Origin of the sequence: Streptomyces sp. IBSNAI002 (genome assembly GCF_052244475.1) — a bacterium.
In the GTDB taxonomy this organism is placed as follows: domain Bacteria; phylum Actinomycetota; class Actinomycetes; order Streptomycetales; family Streptomycetaceae; genus Streptomyces.
The window spans coordinates 6,597,430-6,622,996 of record NZ_JBQPXG010000002.1 but is presented as its reverse complement, the minus strand read 5'-3'; the positions used below and the strand labels follow the sequence as shown (position 1 = coordinate 6,622,996).

Sequence of the window (25,567 nt, the reverse complement as noted above, 5' to 3'; positions counted from 1 at the left end):
CGGAAGTGACATTGATGGCCTTCTGAGTGCGGGCGACGGCGCCCTGCCTGACGACAGTCATCAATGAACTCACCTCCGGGTCATGCGCGTGCTGGTGTTCCGCTCTGGTCGGCGGGAACGGATTCACCGTAACAAGCCCGCTCCCGGGGGCGCCAATTCTTTTTCGCGGCCCGGATGCCGCGGCGGGCGCTAGCCGAACCGGACCGGCAGGTGCTTGATGCCGTTGATGAAGTCCGAGCGGAGCCGGCGCACCTCGCCCGCGAGGGCGAAGTTCGGGTGGTGGACGAGGAGTTCGCGGATCAGGGCCTTGATCTGGGTGCGTGCCAGCCCCGCGCCCAGGCAGAAGTGCGGGCCCCCGCCGCCGAAGGCGAGGTGGCCGTTCGGGGTGCGGCGGACGTCGAAGGCGAAGGGGTCGGTGAAGACCTCCTCGTCCCGGTTGGCGGAGGTGTAGTACGTGACCACCTTCTGCCCCGCCGCGATCGGCCGGCCCCGCAGGACGGTGTCCCGCGTCGCGGTGCGCCGGAAGTTGTGGATCGAGCCGCCCCAGCGCAGGAACTCCTCCGTGGCCGAGGTCCACAGCGCCCCGTCCTGCGGGGACGCGGCCAGTGCGGCGCGGGCCGCCGGGTGCTCGGCCAGCGCCAGCACGGTGTGGGACAGCAGGTTGCGGGTGGTCTCGTTGCCCGCGACGCACAGCAGCACGAAGAACATGTTGATCTCGTCGGGGGTGAGCCGGTCCCCGTCGACCTCCGCGTGGACCAGCCTCGAGAGGATGTCCTCGCGGGGGTGCGCCCGCCGCTCGGCGGCCAGCGCGTCGCAGTAGGAGTAGATCTCGGCGGCCGCGAGGTCGCTGTCGTGCTTGCCCGCCGAGAGCTCCGGATCCTGGCCGCCGGCCATCCGGTTGCTCCAGTCGAAGATCAGCCGCTCGTCGCCCGGGGGTACGCCGACCATCTCGCAGATCGTCTGGATGGGCAGCCAGGCGGCCACCTCCGAGACGAAGTCCGTGTCCCGGCCGGGGGTGACCGCGCGCTCCACCAGGGCCGCCGCCCGCTCCTCGATCCGCGCCGCCAGGCGGCGTACGACCCGGGGGGTAAAGCCCGCACCGACCAGGGCGCGGTAGCGGGAGTGGCGCGGGGCGTCCATGCCGAGCAGCACCAGCCGCAGGGCCGCCAGGGATTCGGGGCTCTGGTCGCGGACCATGAAGGAGCCGAGCTCGGTGGACCACAGCCCGGGGTCGCGGCTGATCTCCTTGACGTCGGCGTGCCGGGTGACGGCGTAGAAGCCCTCGTGGGCGCCGGGCACCTCGTGCCAGTGCACCGGGTCCTCCCGGCGCAGCCTGGTGAACTGCTCGTGCGGGACCCCGCGGGCCCAGGTGTCTTCCAGCAGGTCCACTTCACCGGTGGGGATCACGGTCCGGCTCCCTTCGGGGGGTGGGGTCGGGGGTGGGGGTGGCGTCGGTGTGTGGGGTCAGGAGAGCGCCCAGTGCTTCGACCACGAGGGTGCCGGGGATGCCCCGGGGGTCGAGGCGGTGCTGCATGGCCAGGCCGAGCAGGACGCCCAGTACCAGGGCGCCGGTCTCCTCCGGCGGGCGGGTGAGCGGGGTGCCGGTGGCCTCGGCCCAGTCGGCGAGGCCTTCGCCGAGCTGGGCGCGGACCTCGGCGTAGCGCCGGGCCAGCAGGCCTCCGAGGAGCGGACCCCGGGCCGCGTGCAGCCACAGCTCCGCCTCCAGGAGCAGCCAGGAGTCGCCCCGGTCGGGGTGCGGTCGGGTGAGACCGGCCCACATGGCGGAGAAGTGCGTGGCGGGGTCCGCCGGGTCCGCGCTGTCCGCGATCTCGGCGGCGAGTTCCTCGGCGGTCCGTTCCGTCCAGACCTCGAGCAGGGCGAGCAACAGGCCCTCCTTGCCTCCGAAGTGGCTGTAGAGGGCGCCGGTCGTCCGGTCGGCCGCGTCGGCGACGGCCTCCGCCGAGACGGCGTGGAAGCCCTTGCGGGCGAAGAGTTCGGCCGCGGCGTCGATGAGGCGCGAGCGGGTCTGGGACTTGCGCTGCGCCTGGCGCGACTCCGGCGCGCGGTCCGGTCGCGCGTGCGGACGGGAGAGGGGCGGGGGTGGAGGAGGATGTGACGGCACGGGGCCTCCCGCGAGTTATATCGGCTTCCCGATATAACGTGCGCCCGGACCTGACATGCCGTCAACCCCCTTGACCGTGTCCGCGCCCGTGTCCGCGCCCGTGTCCGTTTCGTTCAAGACGGCGGCCCCCGGCCCGGCCTAGCCTGCCGTCATGACTCCCCGACTCGACATGATCGGCCTGGTCGTCTCCGACATGGCCGCCTCGCTCGCCTTCTACCGCCGGCTGGGGCTGGACGTGCCGGCCGGCGCCGATGACCAGCCGCACGTGGAAGCCGTTCTGCCGGGCGGCCTGCGGATCGGCTGGGACACGGAGGAGACCGTCCGCTCCTTCGACCCGTCCTGGACCCGGCCCACCGGTGACGGCCGCCGGGACCTGGCCTTCCTGTGCGACTCCCCCGCCGAGGTGGACGCCCTGTACGCCGAACTGACCGCCGCCGGGCATCCGGGGCACCTGAAGCCCTGGGACGCCTTCTGGGGCCAGCGCTACGCCGTGGTCCTCGACCCGGACGGCTGCGGGGTCTCGCTGTTCGCCCCGTCGGCTGCGCCCGCCACGTAGGCGCTCAGCGTGGTCCCGGCCAGGGCCCTCACCTCGCGGGACAGATGGGCCTGGTCGGCGTACCCGGCGACGCAGGCGACCTCGGCGCAGGGCGTGCCCGCCCGGGCCAGCGCGAGGGCGCGGCGCAGCCGGAGCACCCGGCCCAGCGTCCGGGGGCCGTACCCGAAGGCGTCGAGGGAGCGCCGGTGCAGCTGCCGTTCCCCGAGGCCGACGGCCGCGGCGATCGGGGCGACGGCCTGGCCGGCCCGGAGCCGGGCCACGACCTCGGCGAGCAGCGGGTCCGGCGGCCCGGCCTCGGCCGCGCGGCGCGCGGCCAGGGCCTCCAGCCCGGCACGCGGGTCCTCGTACGAGGCCACCTGCCCGGCGAGGCGGCGCACCTCCCGGGCGGGCCACAGGTCGGCCAGCCCGACGCGGCGGTCCCGAAGCTCGTGTGCCGGTACGCCGAGCAGCGCGGGCGCGGTACCGGGCGCGAACCGGATCCCGGCGAAGGCCCCGCCCGGGACCTCCCCGGCCGGATGCGGTCCGGTGTCGGTCCCGGCCACCAGCAGCCGCCCCCCGACCCACAGCAGGTCCATGCACCCGTCGGGCAGCACGACCCGCCCGGGCCCGCCGGCCCGCCACAGCACGGCTCCGGCCACGACCGCCGACGGCGTCTCCTCGTACACCCTTCCAGGCTAGGGGGTGTCCGACGGGGCGGCGCCGGGCCCGTCTCAGTGCTTGCGCAGCCGGGAGCCGTAGTCCTCCGGGGGCAGGAACTTCGACCAGCGTTCGGGGAACTCGGAGGGCATGCCGTCGTCCTCGTCGTCCTCCGACTCGCCCTCCGCCATCGCGCGCCAGGCCGCGGCCCGGGCGATCAGCTGGGCGGCTTCCGCTTCTCGGGCCCGCTCGTTCGCCTCGCGGGCCGCCGCGGTGGCCACCGAGGGCCAGACCCGGTCGATCGCCGCGTTGACGGCGGCGCCGACGAGGACCGCGAAGGCCGAGATGCCGATCCACAGCAGCACGGCCACCGGTGCGGCCAGCGAGCCGTAGATCGTCGGCCCCTCCACGGTGTTGGTGAGGTAGATCCGCAGCAGGAAGGAGCCCAGCACCCACATCGCGAGGGCGACCAGGGCGCCCGGCACGTCCTCGATCCACGGCGATCGCACGGGCACGGACACGTGGTAGAGCGTGGTCAGGAAGACGATCGACAGCAGGGTGACGGTCGGCCAGTACAGGACGGCGATCACGCTGGTGCCCCAGGGCACCAGCCGGACCACCGCGTCGGGTCCGACCACCATCAGCGGCAGCACGACCGCGCCGATGACCAGCGCGATGATGTAGAGCAGGAAGGCCAGCAGCCGGGTCTTGACGATGCCGCGGTGCCCGTCGAGCCCGTACATCACGGTGATGGTGTCGATGAAGACGTTCACCGCGCGCGAGCCCGACCACAGGGCGAAGGCGAAGCCGAGCGAGATGAGGTCCGGGCGGCCCCGGCCGGTCACGTCGTCCAGCATCGGCTTGGCGATGTCGTTGACGCCCCGGTCGGACAGGATCGTGCCGACCGCCCCGAGGATGTTCTCCTCGATGCTGGCCACCGTGGTCGTGCCGGTCCAGCCGTCCACGTAGCCGAGGAGGCCCAGCAGGCCCAGGAAGAGCGGGGGCAGCGAGAGCAGGGTGAAGAAGGCCGCCTCGGCGGCGAGGCCGAGGATCCGGTACTCGATGCACGAGTTGACGGTGTCCTTCAGGAGCAGCCAGCCCATCTTCCGCTTCGAGACGTTGCGGTAGAGGGCGCGGGCCCGGTGGAGCCGTCCGTGGCGTACCAGGATCCGCTCTGGTGTTTCTTTTGCTGGCTGCACGTCCTTACGGTATCCGCATGGCAGCCACCACCCACACAGTCACCAATCAGGCCCCGCCGCTCGTGGGCCACGACGTCTACGGGGGCGACCGGGCCCTCACCGAGGGCGTGGAGCGCCATCTCGCCTCCGCGGGCCCCGAACTCCTCGGCGAGGTGCGGGAGGAGCTCACGCTGCTCGGGCGCGCCGCCGGTTCCGAGCAGGCCCAGGAGTGGGGCCGGCTCGCGAACGAGAACCCGCCCAGGCTCCGGACGCACGACCGGTACGGGAACCGCGTCGACGAGGTGGAGTTCCACCCCGCCTGGCACCGGCTGCTCGGGAAGGCCGTGTCCGCCGGGCTCACCGATGCCTGGGGGCGGCCGGCCGGGCACCTGCGGCGTGCCGCCGGGTTCTTCGTGTGGTCGCAGGCCGAGGCCGGGCACGGCTGCCCGGTCTCGATGACGCACGCCGCCGTGCCGGCCCTGCGTGCCGATCCGGAGCTGGCGGCCGAATGGGAGCCGCGGCTGACCTCGCACGTGTACGAGGAGGGGCTGGCGCCGGCCGCGCGGAAGGGCGGTGTGCTCTTCGGCATGGGGATGACGGAGAAGCAGGGCGGCAGCGACGTACGGGCGAACACGACGGCCGCGGCGGCGCTGGACGCCCCGGGCGAGTACGTGCTGACCGGGCACAAGTGGTTCTGCTCGGCGCCGATGTCCGACGGGTTCCTGGTGCTGGCGCAGGCTCCGGGCGGGCTCAGCTGCTTCCTGGTGCCGCGGGTGCTGCCGGACGGCACGCGCAACGTCTTCGCGATCCAGCGGCTGAAGGACAAGCTGGGCAACCGGTCGAACGCGTCGGGCGAGGTGGAGTTCGACGGGACCTGGGCGCGGCGGGTGGGCGAGGAGGGGCGCGGGGTGCGGACCATCATCGAGATGGTCGCGGCGACCCGGCTGGACTGCGTCATCGGTTCGGCCTCGCTGATGCGGCAGGCGCTGACGCAGGCCGCTCACCATGCGGAGCACCGCTCTGCTTTCGGAGCACCGCTCATCGACCAGCCGCTGATGCGCAACGTCCTCGCCGACCTCGCCCTGGAGTCCGAGGCGGCCACCACCCTGACCCTGCGGCTGGCGGCCGCCTACGACAGCGGGACGGACCAGGACAAGGCCTTCCTGCGGCTGGCCGTGCCCGCCGCCAAGTACTGGGTGACCAAGCGCTGTACGCCGATGGTGGCGGAGTCGCTGGAGTGTCTGGGCGGCAACGGCTACGTCGAGGAGTCCGGCCTGCCGAGACTGCTGCGCGAATCGCCGCTGAACTCCATCTGGGAGGGTTCGGGCAACGTCCAGGCACTGGACGTACTGCGCGCCCTCCAGCGGGAGCCCCAGGCCCTGAACGCGTTCCTCCAGGAGGTCGGCCTGGCCCGGGGCGCGGACCACCGGCTGGATTCGGCCATCAAGGACCTGCTGACGGAGCTCGCCGACCTGGAGGGCATCGAGGCCCGGGCCCGCCGGGTGGTCGAGCGCATGGCCCTGGTGCTCCAGGGCTCGCTGCTGGTGCGGTGGGCGCCGCCCGAGGTGGCGGACGCGTTCTGCGCCTCGCGGCTGGGCGGTGACTGGGGGGCGGCCTTCGGCACGCTGCCGCACAGCCTGGACCTGGGCGCGATCGTGGAACGGGCGCGGATCACGGGCGGGGAGTAGTCCCCAAACCGCTCCGAGCCGGGATCCGGGCCCGTCGTACGGGATCAGGAGTGGCGCCGCGCCGACTCGGCACCACCCCTGATCCGAGAAGCCCCGAGGAGGAGCTGTCACGCCGCTCGGCGGCGTCCGGACAGTTTCGGTCGGGCGACCGGGACTTGGCGAGAGTTGCATACCGTTGCAACCTTTGAGTCGTCCTGTTCGCACGGGGAGGTTCCGGTGGCCGACACCACAGGCAGCACGGTCGATGTGGCCCGCATCTCGGCCATGGACGCACGGGAGGCCGCGCGTCTGCTCAAGGGCGTACGGGCGGCGGCGCTGGCCGGGGACCGCCCGCCCGCCGCGCCGCGCCCGGAGATCGCCGAGTCCTGGCGCCGGATGATGGCGGGCGGGGTGCACCCGGACCGGGACGCGCGCTCGCGGGTGCTGTCGGCCGCCGAGACCGAGGAGCGGCGGCACGTCTCGCCGTTGCGGGAGATCCTGCCGGTGCTGCGGGAGGGGCTGCTCCCGGCCCTGGACGAGGTCCTGCACATCATGGTCGTGGCCGACGCGGAGGGCCGGCTGCTGTGGCGGGAGGGCCACTCCTCCATCCTGCGCAAGGCGGACCGGCTCGGCTTCGCGGTCGGGGCCGACTGGGACGAGGCCGTGGTCGGCACCAACGGGGTGGGGACCGCCCTGGTGACCCGGCGGCCGGTCCAGGTGTTCTCGGCGGAGCACTTCGTCTCCAGCCACCACGACTGGACCTGCGCGGGGGCGCCCGTGCGCGATCCGCGCGACGGGCGGCTGCTGGGCGTGGTCGACGTGAGCGGCCCGCTGGCCACGATGCACCCGGCGACCCTGGCGTGGGTGAGCTCGGTGGCCCGGCTCGCCGAGCGGGAGCTGCGCGTGCGGCACCTGGAGTCACTGGAGCGGCTGCGGGCGGTGGCGGCCCCGCTGCTGGCCCGGCTGCCCGGGCGGGCGCTGGCCGTGGACCCGAACGGCTGGACGGCGGCCGTGACCGGCCTGGCCCCGGTGGACCGCGTGCCGCTGCCGAAGTCCTTCGGCCCGGGGCGGGTGTGGGTGCCGCAGCTCGGCGACTGCGTGGTGGAGCCGCTGCCCGGCGGCTGGCTGCTGCGGATCGCGCAGGACCGTAAGGGCGCGGGGGCGACCCGGGTCGTGCTCGACGTCAGCCGGGCCGGGGCCGGGTCGGCGACGGTGTACGGGGCGGCCGGGAGCTGGTCGCAGGAGCTGAGCCCGCGCCACGCGGAGCTGCTGTTCCTGCTGGCGGAGAGCCCGCGCGGGCGCTCGGCGGCGGAGCTGTCCGAGGAGCTGTTCGGGGATCCGACGCGCACGGTGACGGTCCGCGCGGAGATGTCCCGGGTGCGCCGCAACCTCGCGGGCGTGCTGACCCACCGGCCGTACCGCTTCGCGGAGGACGTGGAGGTGGAGCTGATCCGCCCGCAGGACCCGGCGGGGCTCCTGCCGCACTCCACCGCGCCCGCGGTGATCAGGGCCCGCCTGGGCTTCCGGGGGCGGGGCATGATTCCCTGACCTGCATGAGCACCATCACACTCACCACCTGGTCCCTGGAAATGACCTCGCCGGACGATCTGGTCCCGGCCGCCGCACCGGGCGGGGAGATCACGATCGCGCGGGCGGAGGTGCCCTCGCCCGAGTTCAGCCGGTTCCTGTACGCCTCGGTCGGCGGGGACATCCACTGGACGGACCGGCTGGCGCTGACCCGCGAGCAGTGGGTGGAGCAGCTGGGGCGGCCGGGTGTGGAGACGTGGGTGGCGTACGACCGGGGCACCCCGGCGGGGTACGTGGAGTTCGACCCCCAGGACGACGGAGTGGTGGAGATCGTCTACTTCGGTCTGCTGCCGGACTTCCGGGGGCGGCGGATCGGGGGGCACCTGCTGTCGGTGGGCGTGGCCCGGGCGTGGGACCTCGGGTCCCGGTGGCCGGATCTCGAGCCGACGCGGCGCGTCTGGCTGCACACGTGCAGTCAGGACGGGCCGACGGCGATGGACAACTACCAGCGGCGCGGGTTCAAGCTCTTCAAGACGGAGACGGAGCCCAAGGAGGACACCCCGACCCCGGGCCCCTGGCCAGGCGCCTAGGCCGTCTCCGTCGGGTCCGGCTCCGTGACGGCGATCACGCCGTATCGCGATGCGAGACGACATCGTCCGCATTTTGGACAGTAGTGGACTCCTCCAATCGGCACATGACACGCTTCCGCCATGAATGGAGCTGGAATTGCCTTGGTGAGTCGGCGGCACGTCGACCTCGGCCGCATGTCCAGCGCCATCTGTCCGGCCTGCTGACGGAACCAGCACCGCCGCACACCGCCACAATCCCGGCATCGTCGCCGCGGAAGTGACGATCACCCCTGCCCCCTGACGGCTGAACACCGCCCCTGCCCGCCGGTCACCCCGGCAAAGGCGGCCATCAGCCACACCCGCTCAGCGACGCCGACGTGACGGGGGCGCACCGCCGCTCCCCCCTGTGCCCCGCTCCTGCCCTGAGCCGCCGAAGAAGGACGTACCCGCCATGGCCGCCACTCCCGAAACGCCCGCAGCCGCCGCCGCGCGCCGCAAGACAGGCCGCCACCGCGGCGAGGGTCAGTGGGCCGTCGGACACCACACGCCCCTCAACGGCAACGAGCAGTTCAAGAAGGACGACGACGGTCTCAACGTGCGGACGCGCATTGAGACGATCTACTCCAAGGCCGGTTTCGACTCGATCGACCCCAACGACCTGCGCGGGCGCATGCGCTGGTGGGGGCTGTACACCCAGCGCAAGCCCGGGATCGACGGCGGCAAGACCGCGATCCTGGAGCCGGAGGAGCTGGACGACAAGTACTTCATGCTGCGCGTCCGCATCGACGGCGGCCGGCTGACCACCGAGCAGCTGCGCGTGATCGGCGAGATCTCCGAGGAGTTCGCCCGCGGCACGGCGGACCTCACCGACCGGCAGAACGTGCAGTACCACTGGATCCGGATCGAGGACGTCCCGGAGATCTGGCGCCGCCTGGAGGCCGTCGGGCTGTCCACCACCGAGGCCTGCGGTGACACGCCCCGCGTCATCCTCGGCTCGCCCGTCGCCGGCATCGCGCTGGACGAGATCATCGACGGCACCCCCGCGATCGACGAGATCTACCGCCGCATCGTGGGCAACAAGGACTTCTCGAACCTGCCCCGCAAGTTCAAGTCCGCGATCTCCGGCTCGCCGCTGCTCGACGTGGCGCACGAGATCAACGACATCGCCTTCGTCGGCGTGAACCACCCCGAGCACGGCCCCGGCTTCGACGTCTGGGTCGGCGGCGGCCTCTCCACCAACCCCAAGCTGGGCGTCCGCCTGGGCACCTGGGTCTCGCTCGACGAGGTCCCGGACGTGTACGAGGGCGTCATCTCGATCTTCCGCGACTACGGCTACCGCCGACTGCGCACCCGCGCCCGCCTGAAGTTCCTCGTCGCCGACTGGGGCGCTGCCAAGTTCCGCCAGGTCCTGGAGGACGAGTACCTGAAGCGGAAGCTGACCGACGGCCCCGCGCCCGAGCAGCCCTCCGGCCAGTGGCGCGACCACGTCGGCGTCCACCGGCAACAGGACGGCCGGTTCTACGTCGGCTTCGCGCCCCGCGTGGGCCGCGTCGACGGCGCCACCCTGACCAAGATCGCTGACATCGCCGAGCAGCACGGCTCCGGACGGCTGCGCACCACCGCCGAGCAGAAGATGATCGTCCTCGACATCGAGGCCGACCGGGTCGACTCGGTGGTCGCGGCCCTGGAATCGCTCGACCTGCGGGTCAAGCCGTCCCCTTTCCGCCGCGGCACGATGGCCTGCACCGGCATCGAGTTCTGCAAGCTGGCCATCGTCGAGACCAAGGCGCGCGGCGCCTCGCTGATCGACGAGCTGGAGCGCCGCCTGCCGGAGTTCGCCGAACCGCTGACCATCAACATCAACGGCTGCCCGAACGCCTGCGCCCGTATCCAGGTGGCGGACATCGGTCTCAAGGGCCAGCTGGTCCTGGACGACGACGGCAACCAGGTGGAGGGCTACCAGGTCCACCTGGGCGGCGCACTCGGCCTGGAGGCCGGCTTCGGCCGCAAGGTCCGCGGCCTCAAGGTCACCTCGGCCGGTCTGCCCGACTACGTCGAGCGGGTCGTCAAGAGCTACGAGGAGCAGCGCGAGGACGGCGAGCGCTTCGCGGCGTGGGTCGCCCGCGCGGACGAGAAGAGCCTGTCGTGAGCGAGCGCGCCGCACCGTTCTACTGCCCCTACTGCGGCGACGAGGACCTGTTCCCCCACGAGACGGGCCACGGCGCGTGGGAATGCAGGGCCTGCAACAGGGCCTTCCAGCTGAAGTACCTCGGGCTGCTGTCCCGGGGTGTCCGGTCCGATGCCGCTGGAGGGGACGAGATATGACCACGACTCAGGACGCCGGTCTCAAAACCGCGTCCGCCGGCACGGCCGCCCTGCGGGACGTGGCCGAGCGGGCGGGCCGGGACCTGGAGGACGCCTCCGCGCTGGAGATCCTCACCTGGGCGGCCGAGACCTTCGGGAAGAAGTTCGCCGTGACCTCCTCCATGGAGGACGCGGTCGTCGCCCACCTGGCCTCCCGCGCCTTCCCCGGCGTGGACGTGGTCTTCCTCGACACGGGCTACCACTTCGAGGAGACCATCGGCACCCGCGACGCGGTGGAGGCGGTGATGGACGTCAACGTCATCACCCTCACCCCGCGCCAGACGGTCGCCGAGCAGGACGCGCAGTACGGCCCGAAGCTGCACGACCGCGACCCTGACCTGTGCTGCGCCCTGCGCAAGGTCAAGCCCCTCGAAGAGGGCCTGACCGCGTACGACGCCTGGGCGACGGGCCTGCGCCGCGACGAGTCCCCGACCCGGGCGAACACCCCGGTGGTCGGCTGGGACGAGAAGCGGCAGAAGGTCAAGGTCTCCCCGATCGCCCGCTGGACCCAGGACGACGTGGACGCGTACGTGGCCGAGCACGGGGTGCTCACCAACCCGCTGCTGATGGACGGTTACGCCTCCGTCGGCTGCGCCCCGTGCACCCGCCGGGTGGCGGAGGGCGAAGACGCGCGGGCCGGCCGGTGGGCCGGGCGGGGCAAGACCGAGTGCGGACTGCACGGCTGATGACGACCACCAGCGAAGAACTTACGGAGACACAGCAGATGAGCGTGAGCGACCAGGGCGCCACCGTGTGGCTGACCGGGCTGCCCAGCGCCGGCAAGACCACCATCGCCTACGCGCTGGCCGAGCGGCTGCGCGCCGAGGGCCACCGCGTGGAGGTGCTCGACGGGGACGAGATCCGCGAGTTCCTCTCCGCCGGCCTCGGCTTCAGCCGCGAGGACCGGCACACCAACGTGCAGCGGATCGGTTTCGTCGCCGAACTCCTCGCGAGCAACGGCGTCAAGGCGCTGGTACCGGTGATCGCGCCGTTCGCGGACAGCCGTCAGGCCGTCCGCAAGCGGCACGCCGCCGCGGAGACGGACTACCTGGAGGTCCACGTGGCCACCCCGGTCGAGGTCTGCTCCGAGCGTGACGTGAAGGGCCTGTACGCCAAGCAGGCGGCGGGCGAGATCTCCGGTCTGACCGGGGTCGACGACCCGTACGAGGCGCCGGAGTCCCCGGACCTCCGTATCGAGTCGCACACGCAGACCGTCCAGGAGTCGGCTTCGGCCCTGCACGCGCTGCTCACCGAGAGGGGTCTGGCATGACCACGGTCGCCCACCTGCACGAAGAGACCGACGCGCCCTACGCGCTGTCGCACCTCGACGCCCTCGAATCCGAGGCCGTGCACATCTTCCGCGAGGTGGCGGGCGAGTTCGAGAAGCCGGTGATCCTGTTCTCCGGCGGCAAGGACTCCATCGTCATGCTGCACCTGGCGCTGAAGGCGTTCGCGCCGGCGCCGGTGCCCTTCACCCTCCTGCACGTCGACACGGGGCACAACTTCCCCGAGGTGCTGGAATACCGCGACCGCACGGTCGAGGAGCACGGCCTGCGCCTGCACGTGGCGTCCGTCCAGGACTACATCGACGCCGGCAAGCTGCGCGAGCGCCCGGACGGCACCCGCAACCCGCTGCAGACCGTCCCGCTGACCGAGGCGATCCAGAGCCTCAAGTTCGACGCGGTCTTCGGCGGCGGCCGCCGCGACGAGGAGAAGGCCCGCGCCAAGGAGCGGGTGTTCAGCCTCCGCGACGAGTTCTCCCAGTGGGACCCGCGCCGCCAGCGCCCCGAGCTGTGGCAGCTCTACAACGGCCGCCACGCGCCGGGTGAGCACGTGCGCGTCTTCCCGCTCTCCAACTGGACCGAGCTGGACGTGTGGCAGTACATCGCCCGCGAGGGCATCGAGCTGCCCGAGATCTACTTCGCGCACGAGCGCGAGGTGTTCCTCCGCAACGGCATGTGGCTGACGGCCGGCGAGTGGGGCGGCCCGAAGGAGGGCGAGACGCCCGAGACGCGTCTCATCCGCTACCGCACGGTCGGTGACATGTCCTGCACCGGCGCCGTCGACTCCGACGCCGCCACGCTGGACGCCGTGATCGCCGAGATCGCCGTCTCCCGCCTCACCGAGCGGGGTGCGACCCGCGCCGACGACAAGATGTCCGAGGCCGCGATGGAAGACCGCAAGCGCGAAGGGTACTTCTAACATGACCAGCACCACCGAGCAGTTCGCCGACCTCGCGGCGACCACCCTGCTGCGCTTCGCGACCGCCGGTTCCGTCGACGACGGCAAGTCCACCCTGGTGGGCCGGCTGCTGCACGACTCGAAGTCGGTCCTGACCGACCAGATGGAGCACGTCGAGGCGGTCTCCCAGGCCCGCGGCCAGGACGCCCCCGACCTCGCGCTGCTCACCGACGGCCTGCGGGCCGAGCGGGAGCAGGGCATCACCATCGACGTCGCGTACCGCTACTTCGCCACCGCGCGCCGCCGGTTCATCCTCGCCGACACCCCCGGGCACGTGCAGTACACCCGGAACATGGTCACCGGCGCGTCCACCGCCGACCTGGCCGTGGTCCTGGTCGACGCCCGCAACGGCGTGATCGAGCAGACCCGCCGGCACGCGGCCGTCGCCGCGCTGCTGCGCGTCCCGCACGTGGTGCTGGCCGTCAACAAGATGGACCTCGTCGGCTACCAGGAGTCCGTCTTCGCGGCGATCGCCGAGGAGTTCACCGCCTACGCCACGGACCTGGGCGTCCCGGAGGTCACCGCGATCCCGATCTCGGCGCTGGCCGGGGACAACGTGGTGGACCCGTCGGCGAACATGGACTGGTACGGCGGTCCGACGGTGCTCGAGCACCTGGAGACCGTTCCGGTCAGCCACGACCTCACCGCCTGCCCGGCGCGTTTCCCGGTGCAGTACGTGATCCGTCCGCAGACCGCCGAGCACCCGGACTACCGCGGCTACGCGGGCCAGATCGCCTCGGGCGTGCTGCGCGTCGGCGAGTCGGTGACCGTGCTGCCGTCCGGCCGCACCTCGGTCATCGAGGGCATCGACGCGCTCGGCGAGAGCGTCGACATCGCCTGGGCCCCGCAGTCGGTGACCGTGCGCCTCAAGGACGACATCGACATCTCGCGCGGTGACCTGATCGCGCCGTCGGCGAGCGCCCCGGCCACCACGCAGGACGTCGAGGCGACGGTCTGCCACGTGGCCGACCAGCCCCTGGCCGTCGGCGCCCGGGTGCTGATCAAGCACACGACGCGGACGGTCAAGGCGATCGTCAAGGAGATCCCCTCGCGGCTGACCCTCGACGACCTGTCCCAGCACCCGAACCCCGGTCAGCTGGTGGCCAACGACATCGGCCGCGTGGTCGTCCGTACGGCCGAGCCGCTCGCGCTCGACGCGTACGCCGACTCGCGCCGCACCGGATCCTTCCTGCTGATCGACCCGGCGGACGGAACCACCCTGGCGGCGGGCATGGCCGGCGAGTCCTTCGCCTCCACCGCCGAGACCACCGTCCAGGCCGACGAGGAAGGCTGGGACTTCTAGCCCATGCGTTCCGACATCTGCTCGGCCTTCGCGATGGAGGGCGCCCTCAGCAGCGGCCGGGGAGGGGTGGCGCGATGTGCGTGCTGACCGGACCGCTTCCGGCATTCCGCCTTCGCGCCCGCATCCCCGACGAGCCGTACCCGCCCCTGCTCCACAGACGAAGACGTGCGTCATGAGATGACCACGTCACGAGAGGAAGTCCTCCCGTGCCTGCCACCGCCGCCATCCGCACGACGCGTTCCGTCCGCACCGCCCGGCGCCGCGGCCTCGTGGCCGCTGCCGCCCTGCCGCTGCTGATCGGCGCGCTCGCTTCCTGCGGCTACGGCTCCCAGGCCGGGAAGGACGAGCCCCAGCCGGCCGGCGCCGTCGGTGAGAAGCTCTCCGCTCCCGAGGTGCGTATCGGGTACTTCCCGAACCTGACGCACGCCACCGCCCTGGTCGGCCTCCAGGAGGGCCTGATCCAGAAGGAACTGGGCGGCACCACGATCAAGACGCAGGCGTTCAACGCCGGTCCGTCCGAGATCGAGGCCCTCAACGGCGGCTCCCTCGACATCGGTTTCATCGGCCCCTCCCCCGCGATCAACGGCTACGTCAAGTCCAAGGGCTCCAACCTGCGGATCATCTCCGGCTCCGCGTCCGGCGGCGTGAAGCTCGTCGTGAACCCCGCCAAGATCAAGACCCTGGACGACCTCAAGGGCAAGAGGATCGCCACCCCCCAGAAGGGGAACACCCAGGACGTCGCGTTCCTCAACTGGATCTCGGAGAAGGGCTGGAGCGTCGACCCCGAGTCCGGCAAGGGCGACGTCTCCGTCGTCCGCACCGACAACAAGGTCACCCCCGACGCCTTCAAGCAGGGCTCCATCGACGGCGCCTGGGTGCCCGAGCCCACCGCCTCCAAACTCGTCTCCGACGGCGGCGCCGTCCTCCTCGACGAGACCACCCTGTGGCCCGACAAGAAGTTCGTGATCACGAACATCATCGTGTCGCAGAAGTTCCTCAAGGAGCACCCCGACGTCGTCGAGGCGGTCCTGGCCGGCACGGTCAAAACCAACGCCTGGATCAACGCCAACCCCGACCAGGCCAAAGCCTCCGCCAACGCCAAACTCGCGGCCGACAGCGGCAAGCCCCTCGACGCCGCCATCATCGACCCGGCCTGGCCCGGCATCGCCACCACCGACGACCCGCTGGCCGCCACCCTCAAGACCCAGTCGGAATGGGCCGTCAAGGCCAAGCTCATCGAACAGCCCGACCTCACCGGCATCTACGACCTCACGCTCCTGAACAAGGTCCTCAAGGCCGCCGGAAAGCCCGAAGTCTCCGACGCCGGCCTCGGCGCCAAGTAACCCCGCAATCCAGCAACCCAGCAACCCAGCAACCCAGCAACCCCAGGAGGTGACGACCATGGCCACCACGCTCGCCAAGGCTGCCGAGGGCACCGTAGCGGAGCCGACGCACGGTACTCGTATCGAGCACGTCTCGAAGTCCTTCTCCGGCCCGGCCGGATCACAGCTCGTCCTGGACGACATCAGCCTCGATGTCGCTCCCGGAGAGTTCGTCACCATCCTGGGGGCCTCGGGCTGCGGCAAGTCCACCCTGCTCAACCTCGTCGCCGGCCTCGACAAACCCACCACCGGCACGATCCAGACCCCCGGCCGCCCCGCCCTCATGTTCCAGGAACACGCACTCTTCCCCTGGCTCACCGCAGGCAAGAACATCGAACTCGCCCTGCGACTGCGCGGAATCCCCAAAAACGACCGCCGCACCGAAGCCGAACGACTCCTCGAACTCGTCCGCCTCGGCGGCGCCCACGGCAAACGCGTCCACGAACTGTCCGGCGGCATGCGCCAACGCGTAGCACTCGCCCGCGCCCTCGCCCAGGACAGCCAACTCCTCCTCATGGACGAACCCTTCGCCGCACTCGACGCCATCACCCGCGACGTACTGCACGGCGAACTCGCCCGCATCTGGGCCGAAACCAACCTCTCAGTCCTCTTCGTCACCCACAACGTCCGCGAAGCCGTCCGCCTCGCCCAACGCGTCGTCCTGCTCTCCTCACGCCCCGGCAAAGTCGCCAGGCAATGGACCGTGGACATCCCCCAGCCACGCCGCATCGAAGACGCGAACGTAGCGGAACTGTCCCTCGAGATCACTGAACACCTGCGCGAGGAGATCCGCCGCCATGGCCAGCACTGAAACACAGGCGAAAACGGACGACCTCGCAGGACTGGAAGCCGGCCTCGACGCCCTGGACGCGGTCCACACCCACCGCACACCCTTCCGCGAAATCCTCGTCAAGAAGGCTCTCCCACCGGTCCTGGCCGTCGGCCTCGTCCTGCTCGTGTGGCAGGTCCTGGTCTCCCTGAAGGTCACCGAGGAAACCAAACTCCCCGCACTGTCCGCGGTATGGGACAGCCTCGCCGACATGTGGCTCAAGGGGACCCTCCTCGAAGTCATCTGGACCAGCGTCTCCCGCGGCCTCCTCGGCTTCCTCCTCGCCCTCGCCATCGCCACCCCCCTCGGACTCCTCGTCGCCCGCGTGAAGTTCGTGCGCGCCGCGATCGGCCCCATCCTCCAAGGCCTCCAGTCCCTGCCCTCCGTCGCCTGGGTACCCCCCGCCGTCCTCTGGTTCGGCCTCAACGACGCCATGATGTACACCGTCATCCTCCTCGGAGCCGTCCCCTCCATCGCCAACGGCCTCGTCTCCGGCATCGACCAGATCCCCCCGCTCCACCTCCGCGCCGGCCGCACCCTCGGCGCCACCGGACTCCTCGGCGCCCGCCACATCGTCATGCCCGCCGCACTCCCCGGCTACCTCGCCGGCCTCAAACAGGGCTGGGCCTTCTCCTGGCGCTCCCTCATGGCCGCCGAAATCATCGCCAGCTCCCCCGACCTCGGCCTCGGCCTCGGCCAACTCCTCGAAAACGGCCGCAACAACATCGACCTCCCCGGCGTCTTCCTCGCCATCATCCTCATCCTCGTCGTCGGCATCGCCATCGACCTCCTCATCTTCAGCCCCCTCGAACGCCGCGTCCTGCGCACCCGCGGCCTCCTGGTCAAGTGAGTCCCGTGTCCCGCGCACCCGCCCTGCTCGTCATCGCCCACGGCAGCCGCGACCCGCGGCACGCGGCGACCGTGCACGCCCTCACCGGGCGCGTGCGGGCGCTGCGGCCGGGGCTGCGGGTCGAGACGGCCTTCCTGGACTTCAACACTCCGACGGTGAGCCAGGTCCTGTCTGCGCTGTACCTGTCCGGTGTGCGGGAGGTGGTCGCGCTCCCCCTCCTGCTGACCCGGGCCTTCCACGCGAAGTCCGACGTGCCCGCGGCGCTGGCCGAGTCGGCGGCGCGGCTGCCGGGGCTGTCGGTGCGCGTGGCCGACGTGCTCGGGCCCTCGCCGCTCCTGCTCTCGGCGCTCGACCGGCGGCTGGCCGAGGCCGGACTCACCCCGGCGGACCGCTCCACCACCGCGGTGGTGCTCGCGTCCGCCGGATCCTCAGACCCGGAGGCGATCGCAGCGATCGCTGAAACCGCGCGGGAGTGGCGGCGCACCGGTTGGTGTGCCGTGCGGCCTGCGTTCGCCTCCGCTGCCCTTCCCCGTACGGAGGACGCCGTACGGGCCCTGCGTGCGGAGGGCTTCGCACGGGTGGCGGTGGCGCCGTACGTCATCGCCCCCGGGCGGCTGCCGGACCGGATCACGGCGGGTGCGGAGGCCGCGGGTGCCGATGTCGTGGCCGGTGTGCTCGGCCCGGCCCCGGAGCTGGCCCGTCTGCTGCTGGGCCGTTTCGACACCGCGGCCGCCGCCCCGGCCCGCCTCCCGGCCCTGACGGCCTGACCGGCTGCGGCCGGCCGCAGCCGCCCTCGCGGGCCGGGGCGCCCGGGGACTACGCCCGGGCCGCGGCCTCGTCGGCCAGGGCGGTGAGGTCCGTGATGGACATGGCGCCCGGCGGGAGCCCTTCGCGGGCGAAGATGTTGGCCGCGTGCCGCAGTACGTCGTTCACCGGCGTCGGCACGCCGTGCAGGCGGCCCAGCAGGGAGATCTCCCCGTTGAGGTAGTCGGCCTCGACCGAGCCCGTACCCCGGGCCAGGCTCTGCCAGGACGAGCCGCCCCGTACGCCCGGCGGCTGCTCCACCTTGCCGTCGCGCGCGTCGAACTGCTCCGCGTCCGAGGCGTAGGCGATCCCCGCCGCCCGGAAGGCCGCCTTCGCCTCGCGGACCGCCCGCAGCAGCAGCGCGGCCTTCGCCGGCTCCGGCTCCGGGCCGGTGGTCGCCTGGACCGCGTTGCCCAGGTTCCCCAGCAGCTTCGCGTACTTCCACCGCATCACGTCCTCGGCCACCGGCGCCTCGAAGCCGGCCTTCCCGAGGTCCGCCGCGACCGCCCGCGCCAGCGTGTCCGTACCGCCCGCCGCCAGGCCCACGTGCAGGATCCCGGTCAGCGGCGCGCACAGCGCGGAGACCACGCCCGGCTCCAGGAAGGTGGCGGGCAGCCAGACGCACACCCCGTACACGCGCGCGAAGCGCCGCAGGGCGAGGCGTTCGCTCTCGACGCCGTTCTGCGCGCACAGCACCGGCAGCCGCTGCGCCGCCGTCCCGCCGCCCGCGACCTCCGCGTCGCCCCACGCGTCGAGCGCGGCGATCGCGTCCTGCGTCTTGACGGCCAGCAGCAGGACGTCGTCCGGGCGCAGTTCGCCCAGTTCGGCCGGTCCGGTGACCACGGGCAGCCGGTGTACGCGGGTGCCGGCCGCCGTGGTCAGCCGCAGGCCGTCCGCCCGCAGGGCCTCCGCGTGCGCGCCGCGCGCGACGAGGACGACCTCGCCGCCCGCCTCCGCGAGCCGTCCGCCGATGGTGGCGCCGACCGCGCCCGCGCCGATGATGATGTAACGCATGCCTCCGAGCCTGGCACATCCCGGCCCCCGCGCCACCGTCGGGGCACGGGGAAGGGGGCGGCCGGGTCAGGCCTCGGTCAGCTCCACCAGCTTGGCGACCGTGTTCCAGTTGCGGGTGGTGGCGTCGATGCCCTTGACGCGGGCCGGCTTGGCGAGGGCCTCGGCCAGCTTGGAGCGGCCCAGCCCGTTCGGTGCGTAGAGGTAGAGCACGCGGTCGCCGAGCCGGTACTCCTCGGGGAGGTACGCCGCCGGGTCGAGCCCGGCGAAGCGCTCCGGGCCGGGCAGCTCGGAGTAGAAGGTGGCGTGGAGCTGCCTGCCCTCCAGTTCGGCGGCCGGGAAGGGGCAGGCGTCGGCGACGGCCTTCAGGTAGGCCCCGTCCACGACCAGGCACGCCACCCGGAAGCCGAAGTGGGCCTCGATGGCGGCCTCCAGCTCCCGGGCGAGCGCGCGCGGGTCCTTCTTCGCACTGCTGAAGACGGCGTTGCCGCTCTGCAGGTACGTCTGCACGTCGCCGTGGCCGAGTCCCTCCAGGACGGAGCGCAGCTCCGCCATGGGAACCTTCCTGCTCCCGCCGACATTGACCCCGCGCAGCAGCGCCGCGTATTTCCTGTCCATGGGGGCAGCGTAGGCGCGCGCTATGACAGTTCCGCCTCGATGAGGTCGGCGGCCTGGTGCGTGCCGCCCTCGGTGGCCATCCGCGCACGGACTTCCGCGCAGCGGGCGGCGACGGCGGGGTCGCGGACCAGGGCGAGGACCGCCTCGCGGAGGGTGGCGGCGTCGGCCTGGTCCGCCGGGACGTGCCGGGCCACGCCGAGCGAGACCAGCACGTCGGCGTTGCCGAACTGGTCGACGGCCTGCGGCACGGCGACCATCGGGGTGGCGGTGGCGAGGCCCTCCTGGCTGCCGCCGGCGCCCGCGTGGGTGATGAAGGCGTCGGCCTGGCGCAGGATGTCGAGCTGGGGGACCCAGCGGTGGACCTCGATGTTGGCGGGGACCGCGCCGAGTTCGGCTTCGTCGGTGAACTTGCCGATCTGGAGGACGACGTGCCAGTCGGGCAGGTCGCCGAAGGCCTCGACGCAGGCGCGGTAGAAGGCGGGCTGCTTGGTGAAGGCGGAGCCGAGGGAGACCAGCAGCACCTTCCGGCCCTCGGCCCGCTCCGGGCGCTGCCAGTGTCCCTGCACGGCCGCACGGTCGCCCTGGCAGGCGCCGACGAAGGTGTGCACGGAGGTGTCGACGCGGTCGGCGTTCGGCTGGAGCGCGCGGGGGATCAGGACGAGGCTGCGGCGCGGGCGGCCCTGGAAGCGGTCCACGTCGTCGCCGAGGCCGTTCTCGCCCAGCCAGGCGGCGAACCGGGCGTAGTAGGCCCGTCCGCGCTCGGACGCCTTCAGCTCGGCGAGCATCGGCGCGGCCACTTCCTCCTCGTACCCGTCCCAGGCGACCAGGTTCGGGGAGAGGGAGACGGCGGGGACTCCCCAGCGGTGCGCGAGCACGGGTGCGGGGTAGGCGGTGATGTCGTGGAGGACGAGGTCCGGTTCGTCGCCGTCGAAGGCCGCCGCGAGCTGCGGGAGCCCCTGGACGGCGTCGTTCAGGAAGGGTTCGAGGTTGTCGATGAGTTCGGTGCCCCAGGCCTCCGGGTCGTCGTCGGTGGGGAGGGTCGACTTCCAGATCACCGGGGTGGCGCCGGTCTCGGCGACCTTCTCGGCGAAGGGGGCGGGGATCGCGTAGCTGACGCGGTGGCCCCGGGCGACGAGTTCCCGGATCACTTCGATGCTCGGGTTCACGTGCCCGTGGGCGGCGATGGAGAACATGGCGATGTGGGCGGGCTTGGCTGAGGTCATGCACCGACCATAACGAGACGAGACGTCTCGTGCAATCAATAAACGGGCCCGGGGCCTACCTCTGGTACCGCGCCAGCACCCGGTTCCCGTCCCCCACCAGGCGTTTCTCCAGCTCCGCCAGGTCGATCGCGCCGCTGTAGAACTCCTGCAGCGCCGAGGTCGCGACCTTGTCCTTCCACTCCGGGTAGCCGCGCACCGACTGGGCCGGCGCGGGCCGCAGCCCGGCGGCGAGCGCCGCGCCCGTGGCCCAGCCGAGCTCGGGCGTGCGCAGCGCCGGGTCGGCGAGCGCCTGCGTGCCGGTCGGCAGCATCCAGTCGCCGCGGGCGAGGCGGACCATGTTGGCCGGGCTCAGCAGGAAGTCGACGAAGGCCGCCGCCTCCTTCTTGTACGGGCTGTCCTGCGCGATGGACAGGGTCTGCGGGCTGACCCCCTGCGCCAGGCCGCCGGCCCCGGCCGGGGGCGGCAGCACCTGCCAGGCGAAGCCGGGCGGGGCCTGGCGCACGATCTGCTGGCGGTACGAGAACCCGAGCGGCACCATCGCGTACCGGCCGCCGAAGAAGCCGGGCAGGGTGTCGGAGCCGCCCATCCCGAGGGTGGCCCGCGAGGCGCTGCGGTCGGTCTCGGTCTGGGCCCGGATGGTGGCGGGGACGACCGCGTCGCCCTCGGACCAGCGGATGGCGGCCTTCCCGTCCGCGTCGCGGTGGAAGAGCCGGCCGCCCGCGGACAGGCCGAGGTTGAGGGTGGCGGAGACGGGGTCCTTGAGCGGCCAGGCCACCCCGTACCGGCCCTCGGCGGTCAGCTGCCGGGCGGCGGACCGGAACTCCTCCCAGCTCCAGGGGGCTTCGGGCGTGGGGATGCGGACCCCCGAGGCGCGCAGCAGATCCGTGTTGGCCATCAGGACCCGGGGTTCCTGGAGGAAGGGGACCCCGTACACCCCGCCGCCCGGTCCGAAGGTGACGGTCTCCCAGGAGGCTGCCGGGATGTCGGCCTTGAGCCGCTCGGAGAGCAGGGGGCGCAGGTCGGCGAGGTAGCCGCCGTAGGCGAAGTCGGCGAGGTCGTCGGAGGCGTCGTGGATGACGTCGGGGGCCTCGCCGCCCTCGAACGAGGTCAGCAGCTGGTCGTGGACGCTGCTCCAGCTGCCCTGTACGTACTGGACCTGGACCTCGGGATGGGCGGCGTTCCACTCGGCGACCAGGGCCTTGTTGGCGTCCACGGACTCCTTCTGCCAGGCGAGCGACTGGAAGCGCAGCCGCACCACGGCGTCGGAGCCGGCGTCGCGCGGCGCGGAGCACCCGCCGGCCAGAGCGGCCAGCAGCACGAGCACGAGGGCCCAGACCCGGACGAGGGTCGGGGCCGGGGCCGGGGCCGGGAACGGAGCAGGGGTGCCGGTCCGCCGCTCTCGGCTGCGGCTGCGGCTGCGGCTGCGGCTGCGGCGCATCAGCTCTTCACCGCTCCGGCCAGCATGCCGCCGGTGATCCGCTTCTGGATCACGGAGAACACCACCAGCGAGGGCAGGGTCGCGAGGAAGGCCGCGGCGGCGAGCGGGCCGAGGTCGGCGGCGCCCTCGGCGCCCAGGAAGTGCGTCAGGACGACCGGCAAGGTCTGCTGCTCCGGGGTCTTGAGGAGGACCAGGGCGAAGAAGAACTCGTTCCAGGCGGTGATGAAGGCGAACAGCCCGGTGGCCACGATCCCCGGCGCGAGCAGCGGCGCGACCACCGAAACGAGGGTGCGCAGCCGCCCGGCCCCGTCCATCGCGGCCGCCTCCTCCAGCTCGGGCGGGACGGCGCGGACGTAGCCGACGAGCATCCACAGCGCGAACGGCAGCGACCAGACGACGTACACGAGGATCAGACCCGGTACCGAGTTGACGAGGTGGAGGTTCTTCAGCACCAGGAACAGCGGGATGATCACCAGGACGAACGGGAAGGCCTGGCTGATCACGACCCAGCCGGTGGCGGCGGCCGCCAGCCTCCCCCGCCCGCGGGCCAGGACGAAGGCCGTCGGGGTGGCCAGGGCGACCGCGAGCACGGCGGCGCAGACCGCGGCGATCAGGCTGTTGAACGCCGCGTGCGCCAGCGGCTGCTCGGCGAAGGCCTGGCGGAAGTTGCCGAGGGTCGGGTCCCGGGGGATCCAGGTGGGGTGCAGGCTGCCGAGCTCGCGCGCGGGCTTGAAGGCCGTGGAGAGCAGCCACAGGAACGGGAACGCGAGGAAGACGAGGTAGCCGGCGAGCGCTGTGTACTGGGCGGCCCGGGCAGTCCGGGCGGTCCGGCCGGTCCGTGCGCCCGGCGCGCCTCGGGGGCGGGTCCAGGAGCGGCTGCGCGCGGGTCCCATCAGCCGTCGCCTCCCCGGAGCCGGCCGGCCAGGTACACGGCGAGCAGCACCGAGATCAACGCCACCATCACGCAGCCCATGGCGGCGGCGTACCCGAACTGCCCGTAGCGGAAGGCCTCCTCGTACGCGAAGAGCATCGGCAGCCGGGTGCGGCCGCCGGGCCCGCCGCTGGTCAGCACGTAGACCAGGGCGAAGGAGTTGAAGTTCCAGATCAGGTTGAGCGCGGAGACGGAGAGCGCCACCGGCCGGATCGCGGGCCAGGTCACCGACCGGAAGCGGCGCCAGGCCCCGGCGCCGTCGAGGGCGGCGGCCTCGTGGAGTTCGTGCGGGGTGTTCTGCAGGCCGGCGAGGAGCGCGACCGTGGTCTGCGGCATGCCCGCCCAGATGCCGACCACCACGACGGCGGGCAGGGCGGTGGCGAGGCCGCTGAGCCAGTCGGTGTCCCCGGCGAGCCCGAAGCCGGACAGGGTCTCGTTGAGCACCCCCGCGTCGGGGTGGTAGACGAGCCGCCAGATGATGCCGACCACCACCTCGGGCATGGCCCAGGGGATGATCGCGAGCGAACGGGCCAGCCACCGGAAGCGGAGGTTCTGGTTGAGCAGCAGGGCCAGCCCCAGGGCCAGCAGGAACTGCGGGACGGTGACCCCTACCGCCCACAGCAGGCCGATCCGGAAGGACTCCCAGAACAGCCGGTCGTGGAGCAGGTCCTGGAAGTTGAGCATGCCGACCCACTGGGTGGGCGCGGTGCGCCCCGACTGCGAGTCGGTGAAGGCGAGGGCGATGCCGTAGAGCAGCGGGCCGACGCTGAGCAGCAGGATCGGAATGAGCGCGGGCAGGACCAGGAACCAGGCCCCGTGGTCGGCGCGGCGGCCCTTGTGCGCGGGGGCGGCTGCGGTCACCTTCACCCCTTCCCTCGCGGTCATCGTCCGCAGGGCCTGATGGCGCGTCAAGGCAGTGCGCGTCCGGATGGGAGACTTGGCGCATTCACGACGATCCGGATCCGGAGTACGAGATGGACGAGGCGCGGGCCAGGGACGTACTGGCGGCCGCGGGCCTGGGCGGCCAAGGCGCCGCGCTGCTGGCCCTGGGCGAGAACGCGGTCTTCGCGACCGGGGAACTGGTGGTGAAGGTGGGCCGCGCGGACGGGGCCCTGGCAGCGCGGGCCGAGCGCGAACTGGCCGTGGCGTACTGGCTGGAACAGGCCGGCGTCCCCGCGGTCCGCGCGGCCGAGCCGACGGCCCGGCTGGTGGCGGGGCACCCGGTGACGCTGTGGCACCGGCTCCCGGAGGCGGTGCGCCCGGCCGGGCCGGAGGACCTCGCGGGGCTGCTGCGGCGGATCCACGCCCTGCCGGTGCCGCCGTTCCCGCTGGCCGCGCGGGACCTGCTGGGCGGTGTGGAACGCTGGCTTCGGCTGGCCGGCGACGCGATCGACCCGGCGGACGCGGCGTACCTGCGGGCCCGGCGCGACGCCTACGCGGACGAGGTGGCCGGGCTGGTTCCGCACCTGCCGCCGGGCCCCATCCACGGCGACGCCCTGCCCCGCAACGTGCACGTCGGCCCGGACGGCCCGGTCCTGGTGGACCTGGAGACCGTCTCGGCCGACCTGCGGGAGCACGACCTGGTGGTGATGGCCCTCTCCCTGGACCGGTACGGGCTGACCGCCGCGTCCTACGAGGCGTTCGTGGCGGCGTACGGCTGGGACGTGCGCGACTGGGCGGGCTGCGCGGTGCTGCGCGGGGCCCGCGAGACGGCCAGCTGCGCCTGGGTCTCGCAGCACGCACCGACCAACCCGAAGGCACTGGCCGAGTTCCGCCGCCGGGTGGACTCCCTGCGCGAGGGCGCCCCCGGGGTGCGCTGGCACCCGTTCTGACGGATGCGGGGGCGTTGTCGCTGACGACCGGACCGAGGCGCGGCACGTCGGTGGGGCGGGCCTCCGCCGGAGGCCCGCCCCACCTGATGGACGTGGATCAGTCGCTCCGCTTCCCCGTCCGCTTCAGCATCCGGAGCTGGTGGCGCCTGCCAAGGTAGGAGCGGCGGTTCGTCCACCAGCGCAGCTTGTCCTGCGAGTCGTGCGGAAACACGGTCTGAACGACGCCCGCAGCGAGAGCCAGGAATGTGATCAGCACGATGCACCACCACGGTGCGCCCACCAGGATCGCCGCCAGGCCCCCGAGGGCGCAGAGGATGCCCGGCACCATGTTCCGTCCCAATACTGCCTCCTGTGTCAGGTGTGGTCGGTATCGAGGGACACTCTCCTGACCTGGGGAAGCGTGCGGAACGTGCAACCGGTTGCCGTCTGAGATGGCAACAACTGGCCACGTTCTGGCAGCCTGTTGACGCGCTTGCCGAGTTGCCG

General features: G+C 72.5%; 26 protein-coding genes and 1 pseudogene. 16 read left to right on the top strand and 11 right to left on the bottom strand.

Translation table 11 applies throughout. The features are described 5' to 3' along the window. Positions 1 to 189: 189 nt before the first annotated feature. Complete coding sequence (locus tag ACTVZO_RS31370; protein WP_443301523.1) at positions 190 to 1,407, bottom strand: cytochrome P450; 1,218 nt, start codon at positions 1,405 to 1,407, stop codon at positions 190 to 192. Further along, positions 1,391 to 2,122, bottom strand: coding sequence for a TetR/AcrR family transcriptional regulator (locus ACTVZO_RS31365; protein WP_443301522.1), 732 nt, complete (start codon positions 2,120 to 2,122; stop codon positions 1,391 to 1,393). Before ACTVZO_RS31365 ends, ACTVZO_RS31370 begins: the two co-directional genes overlap by 17 nt. 151 nt (positions 2,123 to 2,273) lie before the next feature. Between ACTVZO_RS31365 and ACTVZO_RS31360 the strand changes: the two genes are divergently transcribed. Then, entirely contained in the window at positions 2,274 to 2,678 is a 405-nt protein-coding gene (locus ACTVZO_RS31360) for a VOC family protein (protein WP_443301521.1), read from the top strand. Here ACTVZO_RS31360 and ACTVZO_RS31355 read toward each other — a convergent pair. Further along, on the bottom strand, positions 2,606 to 3,343 hold the full coding sequence (locus ACTVZO_RS31355; RefSeq protein ID WP_443301520.1) for a helix-turn-helix domain-containing protein: 738 nt from the start codon (positions 3,341 to 3,343) through the stop codon (positions 2,606 to 2,608). The genes ACTVZO_RS31360 and ACTVZO_RS31355 overlap by 73 nt on opposite strands. A 45-nt stretch (positions 3,344 to 3,388) precedes the next feature. Next, positions 3,389 to 4,513 (bottom strand): YihY/virulence factor BrkB family protein, encoded by a 1,125-nt coding sequence (locus ACTVZO_RS31350; RefSeq protein WP_443301519.1) that lies wholly within the window; start codon positions 4,511 to 4,513, stop codon positions 3,389 to 3,391. A 17-nt stretch (positions 4,514 to 4,530) separates the two neighbouring features. On the opposite strand from ACTVZO_RS31350, the gene ACTVZO_RS31345 reads away from it, so the two are divergent. The 14 genes from ACTVZO_RS31345 (at position 4,531) to ACTVZO_RS31280 (ending at position 17,991) form a co-directional block, all read left to right on the top strand. Then, the gene (locus ACTVZO_RS31345; RefSeq protein ID WP_443301518.1) at positions 4,531 to 6,180 is read left to right on the top strand and encodes an acyl-CoA dehydrogenase family protein; all 1,650 of its coding nucleotides are present in this window, start codon (positions 4,531 to 4,533) and stop codon (positions 6,178 to 6,180) included. Positions 6,181 to 6,444: 264 nt separating this feature from the next. Next, the gene (locus ACTVZO_RS31340) at positions 6,445 to 7,707 is read left to right on the top strand and encodes a GAF domain-containing protein (protein WP_443303325.1); all 1,263 of its coding nucleotides are present in this window, start codon (positions 6,445 to 6,447) and stop codon (positions 7,705 to 7,707) included. Between the two features lie 5 nt (positions 7,708 to 7,712). Beyond that, positions 7,713 to 8,276 (top strand): GNAT family N-acetyltransferase, encoded by a 564-nt coding sequence (locus tag ACTVZO_RS31335; protein WP_443301517.1) that lies wholly within the window; start codon positions 7,713 to 7,715, stop codon positions 8,274 to 8,276. Between the two features lie 120 nt (positions 8,277 to 8,396). Beyond that, positions 8,397 to 8,480, top strand: a complete 84-nt coding sequence (locus tag ACTVZO_RS31330; RefSeq protein WP_310942095.1) for a putative leader peptide — start codon at positions 8,397 to 8,399, stop codon at positions 8,478 to 8,480. A gap of 226 nt (positions 8,481 to 8,706) precedes the next feature. Continuing rightward, positions 8,707 to 10,404 carry a nitrite/sulfite reductase gene (locus ACTVZO_RS31325; RefSeq protein WP_443301516.1) on the top strand — a complete coding sequence of 566 codons (1,698 nt, stop codon included), beginning with the start codon at positions 8,707 to 8,709 and terminating at the stop codon, positions 10,402 to 10,404. Next, entirely contained in the window at positions 10,401 to 10,580 is a 180-nt protein-coding gene (locus tag ACTVZO_RS31320) for a hypothetical protein (RefSeq protein ID WP_443301515.1), read from the top strand. The genes ACTVZO_RS31325 and ACTVZO_RS31320 overlap by 4 nt, the downstream gene beginning before the upstream one ends. Continuing rightward, positions 10,577 to 11,305: a phosphoadenylyl-sulfate reductase gene (locus tag ACTVZO_RS31315; protein ID WP_443301514.1), complete on the top strand. Its 729-nt coding sequence runs from the start codon at positions 10,577 to 10,579 to the stop codon at positions 11,303 to 11,305. Before ACTVZO_RS31320 ends, ACTVZO_RS31315 begins: the two co-directional genes overlap by 4 nt. Before the next feature lie 38 nt (positions 11,306 to 11,343). Continuing rightward, positions 11,344 to 11,889, top strand: a complete 546-nt coding sequence (gene cysC, locus ACTVZO_RS31310; RefSeq protein WP_443301513.1) for an adenylyl-sulfate kinase — start codon at positions 11,344 to 11,346, stop codon at positions 11,887 to 11,889. Further along, on the top strand, positions 11,886 to 12,821 hold the full coding sequence (gene cysD / locus ACTVZO_RS31305; protein ID WP_443301512.1) for a sulfate adenylyltransferase subunit CysD: 936 nt from the start codon (positions 11,886 to 11,888) through the stop codon (positions 12,819 to 12,821). Before cysC ends, cysD begins: the two co-directional genes overlap by 4 nt. A gap of 1 nt (position 12,822) precedes the next feature. Further along, the gene (locus ACTVZO_RS31300) at positions 12,823 to 14,163 is read left to right on the top strand and encodes a sulfate adenylyltransferase subunit 1 (protein WP_443301511.1); all 1,341 of its coding nucleotides are present in this window, start codon (positions 12,823 to 12,825) and stop codon (positions 14,161 to 14,163) included. Between the two features lie 206 nt (positions 14,164 to 14,369). After that, a complete protein-coding gene (locus tag ACTVZO_RS31295; RefSeq protein WP_443301510.1) occupies positions 14,370 to 15,506 on the top strand; it encodes an aliphatic sulfonate ABC transporter substrate-binding protein in 1,137 nt (378 codons plus the stop codon). Between the two features lie 58 nt (positions 15,507 to 15,564). Beyond that, positions 15,565 to 16,356, top strand: coding sequence for an ABC transporter ATP-binding protein (locus tag ACTVZO_RS31290; RefSeq protein ID WP_443301509.1), 792 nt, complete (start codon positions 15,565 to 15,567; stop codon positions 16,354 to 16,356). Next, on the top strand, positions 16,343 to 17,224 hold the full coding sequence (locus ACTVZO_RS31285) for an ABC transporter permease (protein ID WP_443301508.1): 882 nt from the start codon (positions 16,343 to 16,345) through the stop codon (positions 17,222 to 17,224). Before ACTVZO_RS31290 ends, ACTVZO_RS31285 begins: the two co-directional genes overlap by 14 nt. A gap of 5 nt (positions 17,225 to 17,229) precedes the next feature. Continuing rightward, positions 17,230 to 17,991 carry a sirohydrochlorin chelatase gene (locus ACTVZO_RS31280; RefSeq protein ID WP_443301507.1) on the top strand — a complete coding sequence of 254 codons (762 nt, stop codon included), beginning with the start codon at positions 17,230 to 17,232 and terminating at the stop codon, positions 17,989 to 17,991. A 49-nt stretch (positions 17,992 to 18,040) separates the two neighbouring features. Here ACTVZO_RS31280 and ACTVZO_RS31275 read toward each other — a convergent pair whose 3' ends face one another. The 6 genes and pseudogenes from ACTVZO_RS31275 to ACTVZO_RS31250 all read right to left on the bottom strand — a co-directional run bounded on the left by ACTVZO_RS31275 (position 18,041) and on the right by ACTVZO_RS31250 (position 24,134). Further along, entirely contained in the window at positions 18,041 to 19,042 is a 1,002-nt protein-coding gene (locus tag ACTVZO_RS31275) for a ketopantoate reductase family protein (RefSeq protein ID WP_443301506.1), read from the bottom strand. 66 nt (positions 19,043 to 19,108) lie between these two features. After that, a complete protein-coding gene (locus ACTVZO_RS31270) occupies positions 19,109 to 19,657 on the bottom strand; it encodes a DUF1697 domain-containing protein (protein ID WP_443301505.1) in 549 nt (182 codons plus the stop codon). 20 nt (positions 19,658 to 19,677) lie between these two features. After that, positions 19,678 to 20,915 (bottom strand): annotated as a pseudogene (mgt, locus tag ACTVZO_RS31265) (macrolide-inactivating glycosyltransferase). A 20-nt stretch (positions 20,916 to 20,935) separates the two neighbouring features. Beyond that, on the bottom strand, positions 20,936 to 22,318 hold the full coding sequence (locus tag ACTVZO_RS31260) for an ABC transporter substrate-binding protein (protein ID WP_443301504.1): 1,383 nt from the start codon (positions 22,316 to 22,318) through the stop codon (positions 20,936 to 20,938). Continuing rightward, positions 22,318 to 23,211 carry a carbohydrate ABC transporter permease gene (locus ACTVZO_RS31255; RefSeq protein ID WP_443301503.1) on the bottom strand — a complete coding sequence of 298 codons (894 nt, stop codon included), beginning with the start codon at positions 23,209 to 23,211 and terminating at the stop codon, positions 22,318 to 22,320. The genes ACTVZO_RS31260 and ACTVZO_RS31255 overlap by 1 nt, the downstream gene beginning before the upstream one ends. Further along, positions 23,211 to 24,134, bottom strand: coding sequence for a carbohydrate ABC transporter permease (locus ACTVZO_RS31250; protein ID WP_443301502.1), 924 nt, complete (start codon positions 24,132 to 24,134; stop codon positions 23,211 to 23,213). The genes ACTVZO_RS31255 and ACTVZO_RS31250 overlap by 1 nt, the downstream gene beginning before the upstream one ends. Positions 24,135 to 24,223: 89 nt before the next feature. Here ACTVZO_RS31250 and ACTVZO_RS31245 point away from each other — a divergent pair, with 89 nt between their 5' ends. Next, entirely contained in the window at positions 24,224 to 25,081 is an 858-nt protein-coding gene (locus ACTVZO_RS31245; protein WP_443301501.1) for a phosphotransferase enzyme family protein, read from the top strand. A gap of 97 nt (positions 25,082 to 25,178) precedes the next feature. Here ACTVZO_RS31245 and ACTVZO_RS31240 read toward each other — a convergent pair whose 3' ends face one another. Continuing rightward, on the bottom strand, positions 25,179 to 25,421 hold the full coding sequence (locus ACTVZO_RS31240; protein ID WP_443301500.1) for a hypothetical protein: 243 nt from the start codon (positions 25,419 to 25,421) through the stop codon (positions 25,179 to 25,181). Positions 25,422 to 25,567 lie beyond the last annotated feature (146 nt).